Source organism: Dellaglioa sp. CoH-56-MRSF-14 (assembly GCF_056782115.1).
Genome location: NZ_JBXAYB010000006.1, coordinates 15,721 through 30,438 on the forward strand (window position 1 = coordinate 15,721; position 14,718 = coordinate 30,438).

Consider the following 14,718-nt stretch of genomic DNA (forward strand, 5'->3'; position numbering starts at 1 on the left):
AGCTCTTAAATTTTCATCATTTTTTATGACAAATGGGTTACATCATACCGCCCATACCACCAGGCATTTGTTGTGGATCAGCTGCAGATACTGGTTCTGGTTTATCTGCAACAACTGCTTCAGTTGTTAATAATAAGGCTGAGACACTAGCTGCATTTTGCAATGCTGAGCGTGTCACTTTAGTTGGATCAACAATCCCAACTTCAATCATATCTTGCCATTCATTTGTTGCTGCGTTAAAACCAATACCAGGTTTTTCTGATTTTAGTTTTTCAACAATAACTGAACCCTCAAGTCCAGCATTCTTTGCAATTTGGCGTACTGGTTCTTCCAAAGCACGTTGAACAATCTTGATACCCGTTAATTCATCGCCAACTGCTTCAAGTGCAGCAACTTTACTAATAACGTTAACAAATGCAGTACCACCACCGGCAACGAATCCTTCTTCGACAGCAGCGCGTGTCGCATTCAAAGCATCTTCAATACGGTATTTGCGTTCTTTTAATTCTGTTTCAGTTGCAGCACCAACTTTGATGACAGCAACCCCACCAGATAATTTTGCCAAACGTTCTTGTAATTTTTCACGATCAAATTCAGACGTCGTTTCATCGATTTGTTTTTTAATCAAACCAACACGTTCTGTAATTTTAGCTTTATCACCAGAACCTTCAACAATAACTGTGTTTTCTTTTGTAATATTAACTTTACCAGCTGAACCTAATTGTTCAATTGTTGTATCCTTCAATTGTAAACCAAGTTCATCAGTAATCACTGTTGCACCAGTAACGATGGCAATATCTTCAAGCATCGCTTTACGACGATCACCAAATCCAGGTGCTTTGACTGCAACAACGTTAAATGTACCACGAATTTTATTCAATACTAATGTTGGTAAAGCTTCCCCATCAACATCATCGGCGATGATTAACAATGGGCGACCTTGTTCCACAATAGATTGTAATAATGGTAAGACTTCTTGAATATTAGAAATTTTCTTATCCGTTACTAAAATATATGGTGTCTCTAAGTTAGCTTCCATTTTATCGTTATCAGTTACCATATATTGTGACAAGTAACCTCGATCAAATTGCATCCCTTCAACGACATCTAATGATGTATCGATGCTTTTTGATTCTTCAATTGTAATAACGCCATCATTACCAACTTTTTCCATAGCGTCAGCAATTAAAGCACCAATTTCTTCATTAGCTGAAGATACAGAAGCAATTTGAGCAATATCTTCTTTTGTTTCAACTTTGTGTGATAATTCATGTAATTCAGCAACGGCTGCTTTTGTAGCAGTTTCGATACCACGACGAATCCCAACAGGGTTAGCACCTGCTGTCACATTCTTCATACCTTCAGTGACGATAGCTTGTGTTAAAACAGTAGCAGTTGTCGTTCCATCACCAGCTATATCATTCGTTTTTGAAGCAACTTCTGATACTAATTTAGCACCCATATTTTCAAAATGGTCTTCTAATTCAATCGCACGAGCAATTGTTACACCATCATTTGTAATAATTGGTGAGCCATATGATTCTTCTAAAACAACATTACGGCCTTTTGGTCCTAAAGTTGATTTAACGGTATTGGCTAATTGGTCAACACCTCTAAGCATTGCTGAACGAGCATCTTCAGAAAATTTTAATTCCTTTGACATAATTAATCCACCTCATCTTTAATTTAAATTTATATTAGTCTACTGTTGCAACGATATCTTTTTCATGAACAATTAAGTAGTCTTTACCTTCGAATGAAACTTCTGAGCCAGCATACTTATCAAATAAAACGGTCTCTCCAACGTTAACAGCAACAGCAATTTTTTCACCGTTATCCATCGTACGGCCATCACCAACTGCAACAATTTTTCCTGTTTGTGGTTTTTCTTGTACGTTACTTGCTAAGACGATCCCGCCTACTGTTGTTTCTTCTTCTTTTGTTACTTCTAAAATAACACGATCTGCTAATGGTTTTAACACGTTCTATCCCTCCAACACTTTTATTTAGCACTCTATCTTCCTAAGTGCTAATCACAAAATTAACTATAATCAATTTTTCAAACAATTGCAAGCATTTCAGCTCTTATTTAATAGAATTTTTAATATGAATTGAATTCGCTATCTAGTCAATTATGCTATACTTATCATACAAATTTATTCACTAGAAAAATGCACGACTATCTAATTACAGTTAAAGGAGTTCTCATGTCAAAATCAACTAGTAAAAATTCAATCGCTATTTTATTAGGCTACCTCGTTATCTTTATTTTACCAACAATTCTGAATCAACTATTTTCTTTAAAATCAGTTATCTATCCAGTAATGACGGCTGATTATGTTTTAGGAGCAATATTGTTAATTTGGTTAAATCATTACTTCAGTGCTAGAAATACAATAGATGGTTCCTCTAAATGGTCACAAATTATTTCGTGGGGTATTCTTGGATTCGTTCTAACGTTAGTAATCCAAACAGTTATTCAATTAATTTCATTCACCATTTTAAAAACGACCGTACCCTCACAAAATACAAATGAAATTATGACTATTTTTACAAAATATCCTTATTATATGTTGGCAGTCTCACTTGGTGCTCCCATTATGGAGGAACTCGTTTTTAGAAAAGTCTTTTTTGGCAATTTAGCAAGTTTCATATCACCTATTTCTGCCGCAATTCTTTCTAGTTTATTATTTAGTTTGGCACATAATGATGGCCATTTAGCTATCTACTTTTTAATTGGATTACTTTTCTGTTACCTCTACAAACGAACAGGTGACATCAAAACGTCAATGATTGCTCATATTCTTATGAATAGTCTAGTATTAATTATTCAATCGTCACTTTAAAAGAAAGGTGGAATTATTTTGATTCTGTTACAAGTACAACAAGCAGCTCGCTATTTTGGCGCAGATGTTCTTTTTGAAAATGCAAATATGGATATCAAAGACGATGCTAGGATAGCCCTAGTTGGTCGAAATGGTGCTGGAAAATCAACATTAATTAAAATGATTATTGATCAAGAGGCTACTGATGCTGGTCAAATCATTAAACATAAAGGCATGACCATCGGTTACTTAGCACAAACAACAACTGTTACTTCAGAACGTTCGATTTGGGACGAAATGAGTCGTGTTTTTGATTATTTAAAAAAAATGGAAATCCAAATTCATACATTAGAAGCCCAAATTGCTGATCCTAAAAATGCAGAAGATTCTGAAAAATTTGAAAAACTATTATCAACCTATGATCAAGTTTCACATGATTTCAGTGAAAAAAATGGCTATGGTTATGAATCAGAAATCCGTTCTGTTTTACATGGTTTTAGATTTTATGAAGAAGATTTCAATCGCGATATTAGGACTCTCTCTGGTGGTCAAAAAACACGTTTAGCCTTAGCAAAATTACTTTTAGAAAAACGTGATTTATTAATTTTAGATGAACCAACTAACCACTTAGATATTGAGACACTAACTTGGTTAGAAGGCTATTTGAAGACTTATACAGGGGCACTCTTAATTGTCTCTCATGATCGTTACTTCTTAGATAAAATTGTGACAGAAGTTTATGATATGAGCCATAATGAAACGACTCACTACAATGGCAACTACTCCCAATTTATTGTAAAAAAAGAAGCTAATTTAAAACAAGAATGGAAAGTTTTCGAAAAACAACAAGATAAGATTGAAAAACTCGAAGATTTTGTTAATAAAAACATTGTTCGAGCCTCAACAACAAAACGAGCGCAAAGTCGTCGTAAACAACTCGAAAAATTAGATAAACTTGACCGACCAGAAGGTGACGAAAAAGCCCCTCGTTTTAGTTTTAAATCTGCAGATGAGAGTGGTAATATCGTTTTAACTGTTGCCGGGGCAGCTGTTGGTTACGATAATAAAGTGTTATCTGAACCCGTTTCAATTGATTTACATAAGCATCAAGTTCAAGCTATTGTTGGCCCGAATGGTGTGGGAAAATCAACCTTACTTAAAAGTATCTTAGGCCAAATTCCATTTATTCGTGGTGAAGCATTCCTTGGCGCTAATGTTCATGTTGGCTACTACGATCAGGAGCAAAATCAATTAACAGATAAAAATACTGTTTTAGATGAACTCTGGAATGATCATCCTTCAACTCCTGAAACAGATATTCGATCATTATTAGGTGGATTTCTATTTTCTGGGGATGACGTTTTGAAACGTGTCTCAAATTTAAGTGGTGGTGAAAAAGCGCGTCTTGCTTTGACCAAACTTGCAATGGACAAAGATAACTTCCTAATCTTTGATGAACCCACTAACCATTTAGACATTGATAGTAAGGAAGTCCTTGAAAAGGCGATTGCTAACTTTGATGGTACTGTCTTACTTGTTTCTCATGACCGCTACTTCATTAATAAAGTTGCAGAAAGTATTATTGAAGTTTCAAAAGAAGGCTCTACTTACTACATGGGTGATTACGATTATTATGTTGATAAAAAAGAAGAATTAGAAGCTATCGCAGCCGAAAAAATGGCACTTGAAATTGCCTCATCTTCAGAAGTCCCTGAAGTTAAACCAACAACTAATTATCAACAAAATAAAGAAACGCAAAAGGAACAACGTAAATTAACACGTGAAATTGATCGTTTAGAATCTGAATTAAGTGAATTAGAAATTCATCAAACAGAACTTGAAGAAAAAATGTCTCAACCTACTATTTTTAGTGATGCAGATAAACTTCAGGAACTACAAACTGAACTACAATCTATTCAAACTGCAATAGAGACTGCAGAAACTAATTGGGAAGAAGCTAGCTTAGCTTTAGAATAAGCTAGCTTTTTTTTTTTTATTTATTGACATTTAAAGAATGAAAGCCTATTCTTTTGTTGTAATCTAAAAATAAAATATAAGTACACTAGGGGTGTTCTTTAGAAGAACTGAGATAGGTTTTTTCAACCTAATCCCTTCGAACCTGTAAGCCAAAACTTGCGTAGGAAAGTGTGAAGAAGGACCCCACTCTACAATTTTTTTGTCAAAGAGTGGGGTTTTTGTGTACTCAAGAGGAGAAAGTTATGCCATTAGAACTACTCGATAAACTTCGTGAAGAGAACCCAGTAATTTTCAACATTTCTAATTACATCACGGTTCAAGACGTTGCCAATGGACTCAACGCAATTGGCGCTTCCCCTATCATGCCCAGTGCGATTGAAGAAGCAGCCGAAATGTTACAAATTTCTGCTGCTGCCACAATCAATATGGGATCATTTAAAAGTTCAGAATTACCTTACATTGAGAGGGTTAGTCAAATCGCAAACGATTTAGCTATCCCACTTGTGCTAGACCCAGTTGCTGTTGCCATGCCTTACCGACAAAAAGTAATTACAAACTTGCTTGAGCATTTTCATTTTAATTTTATTCGCGGTAATGCTGGTGAAATTGCTGCATTAGCTGGTGTTGAATGGCAAGCAAAAGGTATTGATGCAGGAAATGGTTCTGCAGATTTAGCAGAAATCGCAAAAATTGTAGCCAAACGGTACAATTGTACGGTTGTTCTAAGTGGTCCTACAGACTATATTTCTGATGGAAAGCGTGTTGCAACTGTGACACAGGGAACGTCTCTTTTCCAAACACATGTTGGTTCAGGCGATATGCTTTCAAGTTTAATTGCTGCGTTTGCAGCTGTCTCTAAAGATAATGAGTTTGAAGCAGCAAGAATCGCCTGCCTTATCTTTGCAACAACTGGTGAACTTGTTGCTGATGAGTTAATTACCGAAAAACCAGGTAGTTTTATTGTTAACCTACTTGATAAACTACATTTAATAACGATAAATGAACTTTCTAATCAGATAACGATGAAAGGAGACCTATAATGCCTGATTTTCCACAAGCACTTTCAATTGCTGGATCCGATAGTAGTGGTGGCGCTGGTATGCAAGCTGACTTAAAAACGATGCAAGAACGGCATGTCTATGCTGCAACAGTTCTCGTCGCAATCACTGCACAAAACACACTTGGTGTGCAAGACAGTCTTCCCCTCCCTGCTAAAATTATTAATGAACAATTTGCCTCAATTGCAAATGATTTAGCCATTAAAGCATGCAAAACAGGGATGCTTGCAGATTCAGAACACGTTAAAGTAGTCGTTAAAAATCTGAAAAAATATCAATTTGGTCCCCTAATTGTTGACCCTGTCATGGTTGCAAAAGGCGGTGCCACACTTCTTTCTGAGGATGCTGTTGTTACAATCAAAGAAGAATTAATTCCTTTAGCCACGGTAGTAACCCCGAATATTCCAGAAGCTGAAGTCATAACTGGCTTGACCATTAATTCAAAAGAAGACATGAGTGCAGCTGGAAAAAAGATTAAATTATTAGGTGCAAAAAACGTCATCATTAAAGGCGGACATTATAACTCTGAAAATATCGTAAATGACTTTGTATTATTAGAAGATAACGATTCATTCTGGATGAGCTCGAAACGTATTGATACAATTCGAACTCATGGCACTGGTGATACCCTCTCAGCCTGCATTGCAGCAGAAATTGCCAAAGGACAAGATATTAAAACGGCCATCTTAGTGTCTAAAAAATATGTTGAAGCAACAATTAGCAACGGTATTATCGTTGGACATGGTCACGGGCCATTAAATCATTGGGCATATCGTGAGGTAACGCAAAATGAAGACATTTAATCAATCATGGTTAGCAAGTTACTTCATTGCAGGAACTCAAGACGTCGCCGACAATCAATTACTACCTACTTTAGAACGAGCGTTAAAATCAGGCATTTCTTGTTTCCAATTTAGAGAAAAAAATCTCTTAACCCCTTTAACCCGGATACAAAAAAAGACACTCGCAATTGAATGTCAGAGGTTATGCACAAAATACCAAGTTCCTTTTTTCATTGATGATGATCTACCTTTAGCACTTGAAATTCAAGCAGATGGTATTCACGTTGGCCAAAATGACCAAAAGATTCAAAATGTGATAGATCAATCGGCGGGTCAATTAGCGATTGGCCTTTCTTGTCAAACACTCGATCAAATTAAACAAGCCAATCAATTATCAGGTATCGCTTATATTGGTAGTGGCCCTGTCTTTCCTACAAAATCAAAGTCAGATGCGACTGCGCCTCTCGGAATAGCTGGCTTAAATCAATTACTATCAATTAGTAAACTCCCGATTGTTGCAATTGGTGGTATTTCAGAAAATAATTTAGCCAAACTGGCTACTACAACTGTTTCGGGAGTTGCTGTTATTTCCTTGATTGCTAAAAGTCCGAACATTGAACAAACAGTTCAATCCATAAATCATTATTTTAAATTGGAGGACGATTAAGATGACAGAAACTAAAGAATTACGTGGACAATTTTTACTTTGGCTAGGTGCGGCCATTTCAATTGCCGAAATTATGACGGGCATGTTACTAGCTCCACTTGGCTTTTCTAAAGGTTTCCTTGCAATTCTAATTGGTCATTTAATTGGTTGTGGTCTCTTCTTACTACCTGCTGGTTATATTGGTGCCAAAAAGCATCAGACAGCCATTCAGTCAACTAAAGTTGCTTTTGGCTCAACAGGTGTGCTCTTATTTTCACTTATCAATTTGATTCAACTAATTGGTTGGACCGCTGTTATGATCGTCAACGCAATTTCAGCAATGAATGGTATTTCAAGTTCCTTACTTAATTTTAAAAATTCAATTATTATGGGACTTGTCATAGCTATTTTGATTATCATTTGGTTATTAGTTAGCGAAAATAGTTTGTATCGAATTAATTTAATTGTTGTTAATTTATTAGTTATTGGTGCAGGTATCATGATTTTTTTAATTTTCAAAGTACCCGTTTCACATACTTCCAATGGCTTAAATATGACATTTGGATCAGCTGTTGAATTAAATATCACCATGGCGTTATCTTGGCTACCACTAATAGGTGATTACACAAAATCAACAAAACATCCACTTGCTATGTCTACAGTTAGTTCGTTTAGCTATTTTTTAGGTAGTTTAATCATGTTTACCATTGGCTTACTTTTAACAACTAGAACCGGATTCACTGATTTTACCTCGTTCTTGGCTACATCAGGTTTAGGTATAATCGCATTATTCATTATTATATTTTCAACTGTTACAACCACATTTTTAGATGTTATGTCAGCAACAATTAACGTTCAGAATATACATTCCTTTAAACATATGAAATTGATTAGTATCATTATAGTTGCGCTTGGCTTAGTCATTGCATGGGTAGTTCCTATTGATAATTATCAAAATTTCTTATATTTTATCGCGTCAGTTTTTACACCATTATATGCAATTGTTTTTGTCACTTACTTTATTATGAAAAAAACGTTGCCTTATTGGTTAAATATTATTTGGTGGTTAATTGGCATTATTGCGTACTATCAATTACAACAATTTGATTTTATTTTTGGAACCACAATTATTATTCTATTCGGACTAGGATTACTCGTTTATCTATCCCAATTTATTTTACCAAAAAATTATTTTAGAAATATAAATTAACCATTTACAAAAAAATAGAGATTTAGCGTTCTCCCCAGTGTTAAACAACTGTTTAGCATTACAAGGCGAACTCTAAATCTCTATTTTAATTTTATAATAATTAAACTATCCAATCAAATTCTAAACTAGGATCAGCATTTAAATTTAATCCTGCACGTTGACCTTTAATAAATTCAACATATCCTGCTGCACCAATCATTGCAGCATTATCACCACATAATTTAATGGGCGCCTTCACAAATTCAATATCATTCATTTTCTTCATATCAGATTCAAGTCTTGTACGTAACCCTTTATTAGCTGCCACACCACCGGCTAAAATTAATTGTTTAATATCATACTCATGACAAGCACGTACCGTTTTCTCAGCAAGTACATCAATCACACTTTGTTGAAAGCTTGTTGCTAAATCAGCCCGGTCCAACTCTTCGCCTAATTGATCTGCATGGTGAACTGTATTGATGAAGGCACTTTTCAATCCACTGAAACTAAAGTCATAACTGTCATCTTTGATCATGGCACGCGGAAAATTAAACGTATCTTGTCCAGTATGTGCAAGTTCATCAATTTCTTTTCCTGATGGATAAGTCATCCCAAGAACACGCCCAACTTTATCATAAGCTTCACCTGCTGCGTCATCACGTGTCTCACCAATAATTTCAAATTGACCTTCTTCAGGCATATAAACTAACTCAGTATGTCCACCCGAAACGAGTAAAGCCATTGATGGATACACTATTTCAGATTCATAGCGCGCTGCAAAAATATGGCCTGCCATATGGTTAACGGGAATTAAAGGCAACTCGTGAGCAAATGCGATAGCTTTAGCAGCAGAAACACCTACTAGTAAAGCACCAACTAATCCTGGTCCATAAGTAACCGCAACAGCATCTAAATCATCATAAGTTACATTTGCTTCTGTCATAGCATCTTTAATACAACTCGTAATTTGTTCAATATGGTGGCGGCTGGCAACTTCAGGTACAACACCACCAAAACGTTTATGACTATTAACTTGCGTTGCAATGATGTTCGACAAAATAAGATGACCGTCTTCGACCACTGCGACACTAGTTTCATCACAACTTGATTCAAATGCTAAAATTAGATTTCTTTCCGTTTTATCCATTGAGACCTCTTTCAACTTAATTCATATTCCTTTATTTTAATTTAAGCAACATATCAACAGCATCTTGCCCATCTTCAACATAATAATTCTCTCGGATACCCACTTTAGTAAATCCTAATTGGTGGTATAGATTTAAAGCCGTCTGGTTATCACGGCGAACCTCTAAACTAACTGTTCTAAATCTCATTAAACGAGCACGCCTTGTAATAGACGTTACCAAAAAGTTTCCCATCCCTCTACCCTGACATTCAGGTAGAACAGCAATATTCGCAATATGTACGTCTCCCGTTATTGCATCCGTTGAACAACCAATAAAGCCTAACATTTTATCTTCCTTACGTAAGACTAAATAAAGTGTTTTGCTTTTTTGGCAAATTTCGCCTTCAAATATTTTTGCACTCCATGGTGATTTACCATCATAAACTGCTTTTTCAATCTCAAGTAGTTCCGGAATATCAGGTACAACAGCACGTGTCATAAAATAACTTTCATTTCTAATTTTAATTCTATGATTCTGAAAAACTAATGTCCTAACAGGTTCATCTGGTCTTAATTCTGGAATAATTTGTTTCACTCGTGCTTTAAATTTTTTCAACATAGGTATTATGATCCTTATCTGAATGGGTTTCTAACCATTGCGTCTCTGCTTGCGTTAATCGTAAATAATTCGGAATAAATGTCTCCTGATTAGCGGGCTCTTTATCTTTACCAATTAATCCCAAAATAAATGCCTGAGGAATATTTAAAAATGAAGCTGGAAACTGTGCCTGATCACCTAAAATATCGATAATTTGTTGTTTAAATAAATCGACATCAGTTCCAACAAAAATTTGTGGTCGGTTACGCTCTTTTAATTCAGTCACCCAAGTCACAAGTTCTCTATGCTGGTCTGGTAATTCATTTACAAGCTCATTATCATTTTTATACAAACCTGAGAATACGTAATTCCTACGTGCGTCAAATAACGGTACAATATCAGAATCACTATTTGTGGAAATACCTGCAGCCAACATTGCTAAACTAGAGACACCAACTAATTCACAATCTAATGTAAATGCTAGTGTTTTAGCTGTGGCAACGCCAATCCTGAGACCAGTAAAAGATCCTGGACCTTGTGCAACCACAATTCGGTCTAGCTCTGCAGGCTTAATACCTGCTAATTTCATGACATCAGAAATTGCTGGCATCAATGTAATACTGTGATTTTTTTTTATATTCGTTGTGATAGTTGCTAATAATGCACTATCTTCTAAAACAGCGACGCTGAGTGGTATATTCGATGTATCAATTGCTAAAATTTTCATTCATATCTTCCTTTATCTCTGCTTTGTTAACATTTTAGCACAAAAATAGTATCACAAATTTTTTCTAAGAGAAAATTAACAAAAAAATAGGACAAATAATTGTCCTATGGTTAATAACTAATTTATTTTGAAAATCCATTTGGATGCGTCTGTTCAAAAGTCCATGCTGTCTTAATGATATCTTCCATATTTTCATACTTAGGAGCCCAACCAAGAATTTCATGTGCTTTTTCACTTGCTGCAATTAAAGTTGAAGGATCACCTGCACGACGTGGTGCAATTTCTGCAGGAATTTCTTTACCTGTTGCACGGCGTGCTGCTTCTAGAATTTCCATATTTGAAAATCCATTAGATGAACCCAAGTTAAAGGCATTACTTTCATTTCCCGCAAGTAAGTAATCTAAGGCGCGAATGTGCGCATCTGCTAAATCAAGAACATGCACGTAATCACGGACGTTTGTACCATCTTTGGTATCATAATCGTCCCCAAAAATTTGTAATTTTTCACGTTCTCCGTTAGCAACTTGTAAAATAATTGGAATTAAATGTGTTTCAGGATTGTGATCTTCACCGATGCTACCATCTGGTTTTGATCCAGCAACATTGAAATAACGTAATGCGACAAACTTAACACCATCTGCAACGTCAGTCCAGTGCATAATTTTTTCCATGGCTAATTTACTTTCACCATATGGATTTGTTGGAATTTGAGGGTCATCTTCATGAATTGGGACAACTTTAGGTTCACCATATGTTGCAGCTGTTGAAGAAAAGACGATTTTTTTAACGCCAACTTCAGTCATGACTTCAAGTAAATGAATCATCCCTGCTGTATTATTGTCAAAATATTTTAATGGTTTTACCATTGATTCACCAACAAGAGATGAAGCTGCAAAATGAATAACTGCTTCAATATCCTCATTTTTGAAAACATTGCGCATAAAATTTTTATCCGCAATATCTCCTTGATAAAATTTTGCCTTTTTATTAACAGCCTCTAAGTGCCCTGTCACTAAATTATCGACAACAACAACATCACGACTATTTTCTACTAATTGATCAACAGTATGTGAACCAATGTAACCTGCGCCACCCAAAACTAAAATTGACATTTAAATTCCTCCAAATAGTTTATTTTCTTTATTATAACTTATTTTAGTAAATTTATCAGTGATTCACCCTTCTTTAGCAAATAAATAGACGACGAAAATAAATTCGCCGTCTGGTTAATTTCTATAAGTCACCCGTTAAAAATTGTGCTTGGCCCATGCCAAAGCTCCAATCTTCATCAGTATTAGTTGTTAAATTAATCATTAAATCTTCTGGTCTCAATCCAACTTTTGTTTGTAACTGTTGCATTAACTGTTGATAGAAGGTTTCTTTTTGCTCTGTCGTTCTTGGTCGCGTTGTTAAACTAAAGACCAATACTTCTTTTGTTCGCATAAATCCAAGCCCAGTATCTAAAATTTGCATTTCATTTATTGGATGTTGAGTGACAATTTGATATCTGTCACTAACTGGTGCGCCAAATGAATTAAGCATTACATCATAAGCAATATCTAAAATTTCTTTTATTTGGCCTTCAGAACGGCCTTCAATCATATCAATTTTCATCAATGGCATAGATTGAATCCTCCTATAATCGTTTACCTAATCTTTGGATTTGTTTATTATTACCAACCATATATAACAAAATAATTTGAATTGGAATTAAAATTAAATCTTTGATAGCACGTGCATAGATAATTGTCCAAGGTGACTGGTACATTAATACTAGCCAGAATGTATTTAACAATAAATCAATAACAACGACATTGATTAATACGGCAATAATAATTCGCGGTAACGTAAATGGTTTTTTATAAAATACAAGTCCATAGAAAAACGCACCTAAGAAAGCAGATAGCGAGAATCCCCAGAAAAATGTACCTCCTTTACTGAATAATACTGTTCCAAGTAAATCCGATAAAACAGAACCAATACCACCCAGTAATGGGCCAAACCACGCCGCTAATAGATAAGTCGCAATAAAAGTGAAACTTATCCGTAACGTCAATACCTGATACGATAATAAATTAGTTAGAATAATTTGACCAGCCAATAATAGACCCATCACCGCTATATTCTTTGCGGTTAACCTCTTTGTTAAATTTTCCATGATTCAGACATCTCCTCGTTGGAGTTGCCACATTGTGGTATGCGGCGAATGCGAAAACACAACCGCAGCTATCGCTAGCCTTCGTCCAAAAGACACATTCCGTCCTTTTGGCACTTAACGCTGTATTCTCTACCCCGAAATTTTGTATTTTACTACTTGTGTAGTATACCACTAAAAAGAAAATAACTTTGGGTGTTTCTTTTTAATTTATTTTCTTTTCACGAATCATAAAAATTAGTCCCATAAGTAATCCTAACGCAGCAGGAACTATCCAACTTAAGCCAATATTAAACAGTGGTAAATAATGATTTGCAAATGCTAACATATTTTTAGCAAAAGCTAAATTTTTAATTGAAATTGGCATCGCGTTTAGTCCATCAAAAATGGCACTAAAAAGCGTTAAAACGGTTAACCATTTGTAGATAATGCTGACTTTTAAGTCATACTTATTTAAAGTAGGTTCTAAACAGGCAGCAATCATCAATACAATAGCAAGTGGGTAAAGCAACATCAAAACTGGTGTTGATAATGTAATTAATTGATCTAACCCAACGTTGGCAATTAAACAACTAATCACACAACCAAGTGTTAAATACAATTTATAGCTACCATGACCAATAATTTCAACACATGTTTTAGCACATGCGCTAGTCACGCCAATTGCCGTTTTAATACAAGCAACAACAATAATTGCAGCAAGAAAGAAACTTCCGAATTGTCCAAAATAACGTTGAGCAACTTGAGCTAAAATAGCACCACCATTACCAGAATGTGGAAATACACCCAGACTCGTTGCCCCAAGATAGGCCAAGCATGTATAGATGATTCCCATCAAAATAACACTGATACTACCAGAATAGATAATCCCTTTAGTAATTGATTTAGGATTCGTAATACCTAAATCTTTAATTGTATCCACAATGATAATACCAAAAGCCAAACCAGCGAGTGCATCCATAGTGTAATATCCTTGCCCAAAAGCAGACATAAAAGCACCATTCTTGTAAGAACTTGTTGCGGGGAAATCTGAAAAATTACCCATTGGCTTAATAAATACAAATAACAATAAAATAGCCAACGCACATAAAAATATGGGATTTAAATACTTACCAACATAGACTAATATCTTGGTTGGTTTAACTGCCAAAAGCCAAACTATTGTGAAGAATAAAATTGAAAATAATAATAGCCATACTGAATGTTGGCTGGCTTTAATATGTGGTGCAATTCCAATTTCAAACGGAATAGTTGCTGATCTTGGACCTGCAAATAGCGGTCCAATAGTTAGGTAGAGCAACATTGTGAAAATTATGCCATACGTTCGATTAACCTTAGAGGCTAAATCGAAAACTCCCCTACTTTTAGACAATCCAATAGCAATTACACCTAAAAAAGGTAACCCAACACCAGCAATTAGAAAGCCTAAATTACCTATCCACAGGTTTTGTCCGGATTGTTGACCTACAAAGACTGGAAAAATTAAATTTCCCGCGCCAAAAAATAAACCGAATAACATTGAGCTAATAAATAAATACTCATTCTTACTTAATTGTTTTTCTTTCATTCTCATAACCACCTTATCTGTTCATATACAGTAACAAATTCATAGTCAAAGTACAATATAATATG

At 35.2% G+C, this 14,718-nt stretch carries 15 protein-coding genes and 2 riboswitches; of the genes, 6 read left to right on the forward strand and 9 right to left on the reverse strand.

Translation table 11 applies throughout. From position 1 onward, the window contains the following. Positions 1–37: 37 nt before the first annotated feature. Both groL and groES read right to left on the reverse strand, forming a co-directional pair. The gene (groL, locus tag AC1RPX_RS06590; protein WP_481761953.1) at positions 38–1,663 is read right to left on the reverse strand and encodes a chaperonin GroEL; all 1,626 of its coding nucleotides are present in this window, start codon (positions 1,661–1,663) and stop codon (positions 38–40) included. A gap of 34 nt (positions 1,664–1,697) precedes the next feature. Beyond that, positions 1,698–1,982, reverse strand: a complete 285-nt coding sequence (gene groES, locus AC1RPX_RS06595; RefSeq protein ID WP_481761952.1) for a co-chaperone GroES — start codon at positions 1,980–1,982, stop codon at positions 1,698–1,700. 225 nt (positions 1,983–2,207) lie between these two features. Here groES and AC1RPX_RS06600 point away from each other — a divergent pair, with 225 nt between their 5' ends. From AC1RPX_RS06600 to cytX, 6 genes are all read left to right on the forward strand, one after another. Beyond that, entirely contained in the window at positions 2,208–2,846 is a 639-nt protein-coding gene (locus AC1RPX_RS06600; protein ID WP_481761951.1) for a CPBP family glutamic-type intramembrane protease, read from the forward strand. 18 nt (positions 2,847–2,864) lie between these two features. After that, positions 2,865–4,802 (forward strand): ABC-F family ATP-binding cassette domain-containing protein, encoded by a 1,938-nt coding sequence (locus tag AC1RPX_RS06605; protein ID WP_481761950.1) that lies wholly within the window; start codon positions 2,865–2,867, stop codon positions 4,800–4,802. Positions 4,803–4,879: 77 nt separating this feature from the next. After that, a riboswitch (TPP riboswitch) is annotated at positions 4,880–4,986 on the forward strand. A gap of 58 nt (positions 4,987–5,044) precedes the next feature. Further along, on the forward strand, positions 5,045–5,842 hold the full coding sequence (gene thiM / locus AC1RPX_RS06610; RefSeq protein WP_481761949.1) for a hydroxyethylthiazole kinase: 798 nt from the start codon (positions 5,045–5,047) through the stop codon (positions 5,840–5,842). Continuing rightward, on the forward strand, positions 5,842–6,663 hold the full coding sequence (gene thiD / locus AC1RPX_RS06615) for a bifunctional hydroxymethylpyrimidine kinase/phosphomethylpyrimidine kinase (protein ID WP_481761948.1): 822 nt from the start codon (positions 5,842–5,844) through the stop codon (positions 6,661–6,663). Before thiM ends, thiD begins: the two co-directional genes overlap by 1 nt. Continuing rightward, positions 6,650–7,309: a thiamine phosphate synthase gene (thiE, locus tag AC1RPX_RS06620; protein WP_481761947.1), complete on the forward strand. Its 660-nt coding sequence runs from the start codon at positions 6,650–6,652 to the stop codon at positions 7,307–7,309. Before thiD ends, thiE begins: the two co-directional genes overlap by 14 nt. A gap of 1 nt (position 7,310) precedes the next feature. Continuing rightward, the gene (gene cytX / locus AC1RPX_RS06625; protein WP_481761946.1) at positions 7,311–8,498 is read left to right on the forward strand and encodes a putative hydroxymethylpyrimidine transporter CytX; all 1,188 of its coding nucleotides are present in this window, start codon (positions 7,311–7,313) and stop codon (positions 8,496–8,498) included. 100 nt (positions 8,499–8,598) lie between these two features. On the opposite strand, the gene tsaD is transcribed toward cytX, so the two are convergent. The 7 genes from tsaD to brnQ all read right to left on the reverse strand — a co-directional run bounded on the left by tsaD (position 8,599) and on the right by brnQ (position 14,653). After that, positions 8,599–9,627, reverse strand: a complete 1,029-nt coding sequence (tsaD, locus tag AC1RPX_RS06630) for a tRNA (adenosine(37)-N6)-threonylcarbamoyltransferase complex transferase subunit TsaD (protein ID WP_481761945.1) — start codon at positions 9,625–9,627, stop codon at positions 8,599–8,601. 31 nt (positions 9,628–9,658) lie between these two features. Then, a complete protein-coding gene (gene rimI / locus AC1RPX_RS06635; protein WP_481761944.1) occupies positions 9,659–10,225 on the reverse strand; it encodes a ribosomal protein S18-alanine N-acetyltransferase in 567 nt (188 codons plus the stop codon). Further along, entirely contained in the window at positions 10,209–10,931 is a 723-nt protein-coding gene (tsaB, locus tag AC1RPX_RS06640) for a tRNA (adenosine(37)-N6)-threonylcarbamoyltransferase complex dimerization subunit type 1 TsaB (protein WP_481761943.1), read from the reverse strand. The genes rimI and tsaB overlap by 17 nt, the downstream gene beginning before the upstream one ends. Before the next feature lie 122 nt (positions 10,932–11,053). Beyond that, complete coding sequence (gene galE / locus AC1RPX_RS06645) at positions 11,054–12,043, reverse strand: UDP-glucose 4-epimerase GalE (protein ID WP_481761942.1); 990 nt, start codon at positions 12,041–12,043, stop codon at positions 11,054–11,056. A 121-nt stretch (positions 12,044–12,164) separates the two neighbouring features. Next, a complete protein-coding gene (locus AC1RPX_RS06650; RefSeq protein ID WP_481761941.1) occupies positions 12,165–12,554 on the reverse strand; it encodes a tautomerase family protein in 390 nt (129 codons plus the stop codon). A gap of 13 nt (positions 12,555–12,567) precedes the next feature. Further along, entirely contained in the window at positions 12,568–13,089 is a 522-nt protein-coding gene (locus AC1RPX_RS06655; protein ID WP_481761940.1) for a folate family ECF transporter S component, read from the reverse strand. A gap of 40 nt (positions 13,090–13,129) precedes the next feature. After that, a riboswitch (THF riboswitch) is annotated at positions 13,130–13,228 on the reverse strand. Between the two features lie 63 nt (positions 13,229–13,291). After that, positions 13,292–14,653 (reverse strand): branched-chain amino acid transport system II carrier protein, encoded by a 1,362-nt coding sequence (brnQ, locus tag AC1RPX_RS06660; protein WP_481761912.1) that lies wholly within the window; start codon positions 14,651–14,653, stop codon positions 13,292–13,294. Positions 14,654–14,718: the final 65 nt, after the last annotated feature.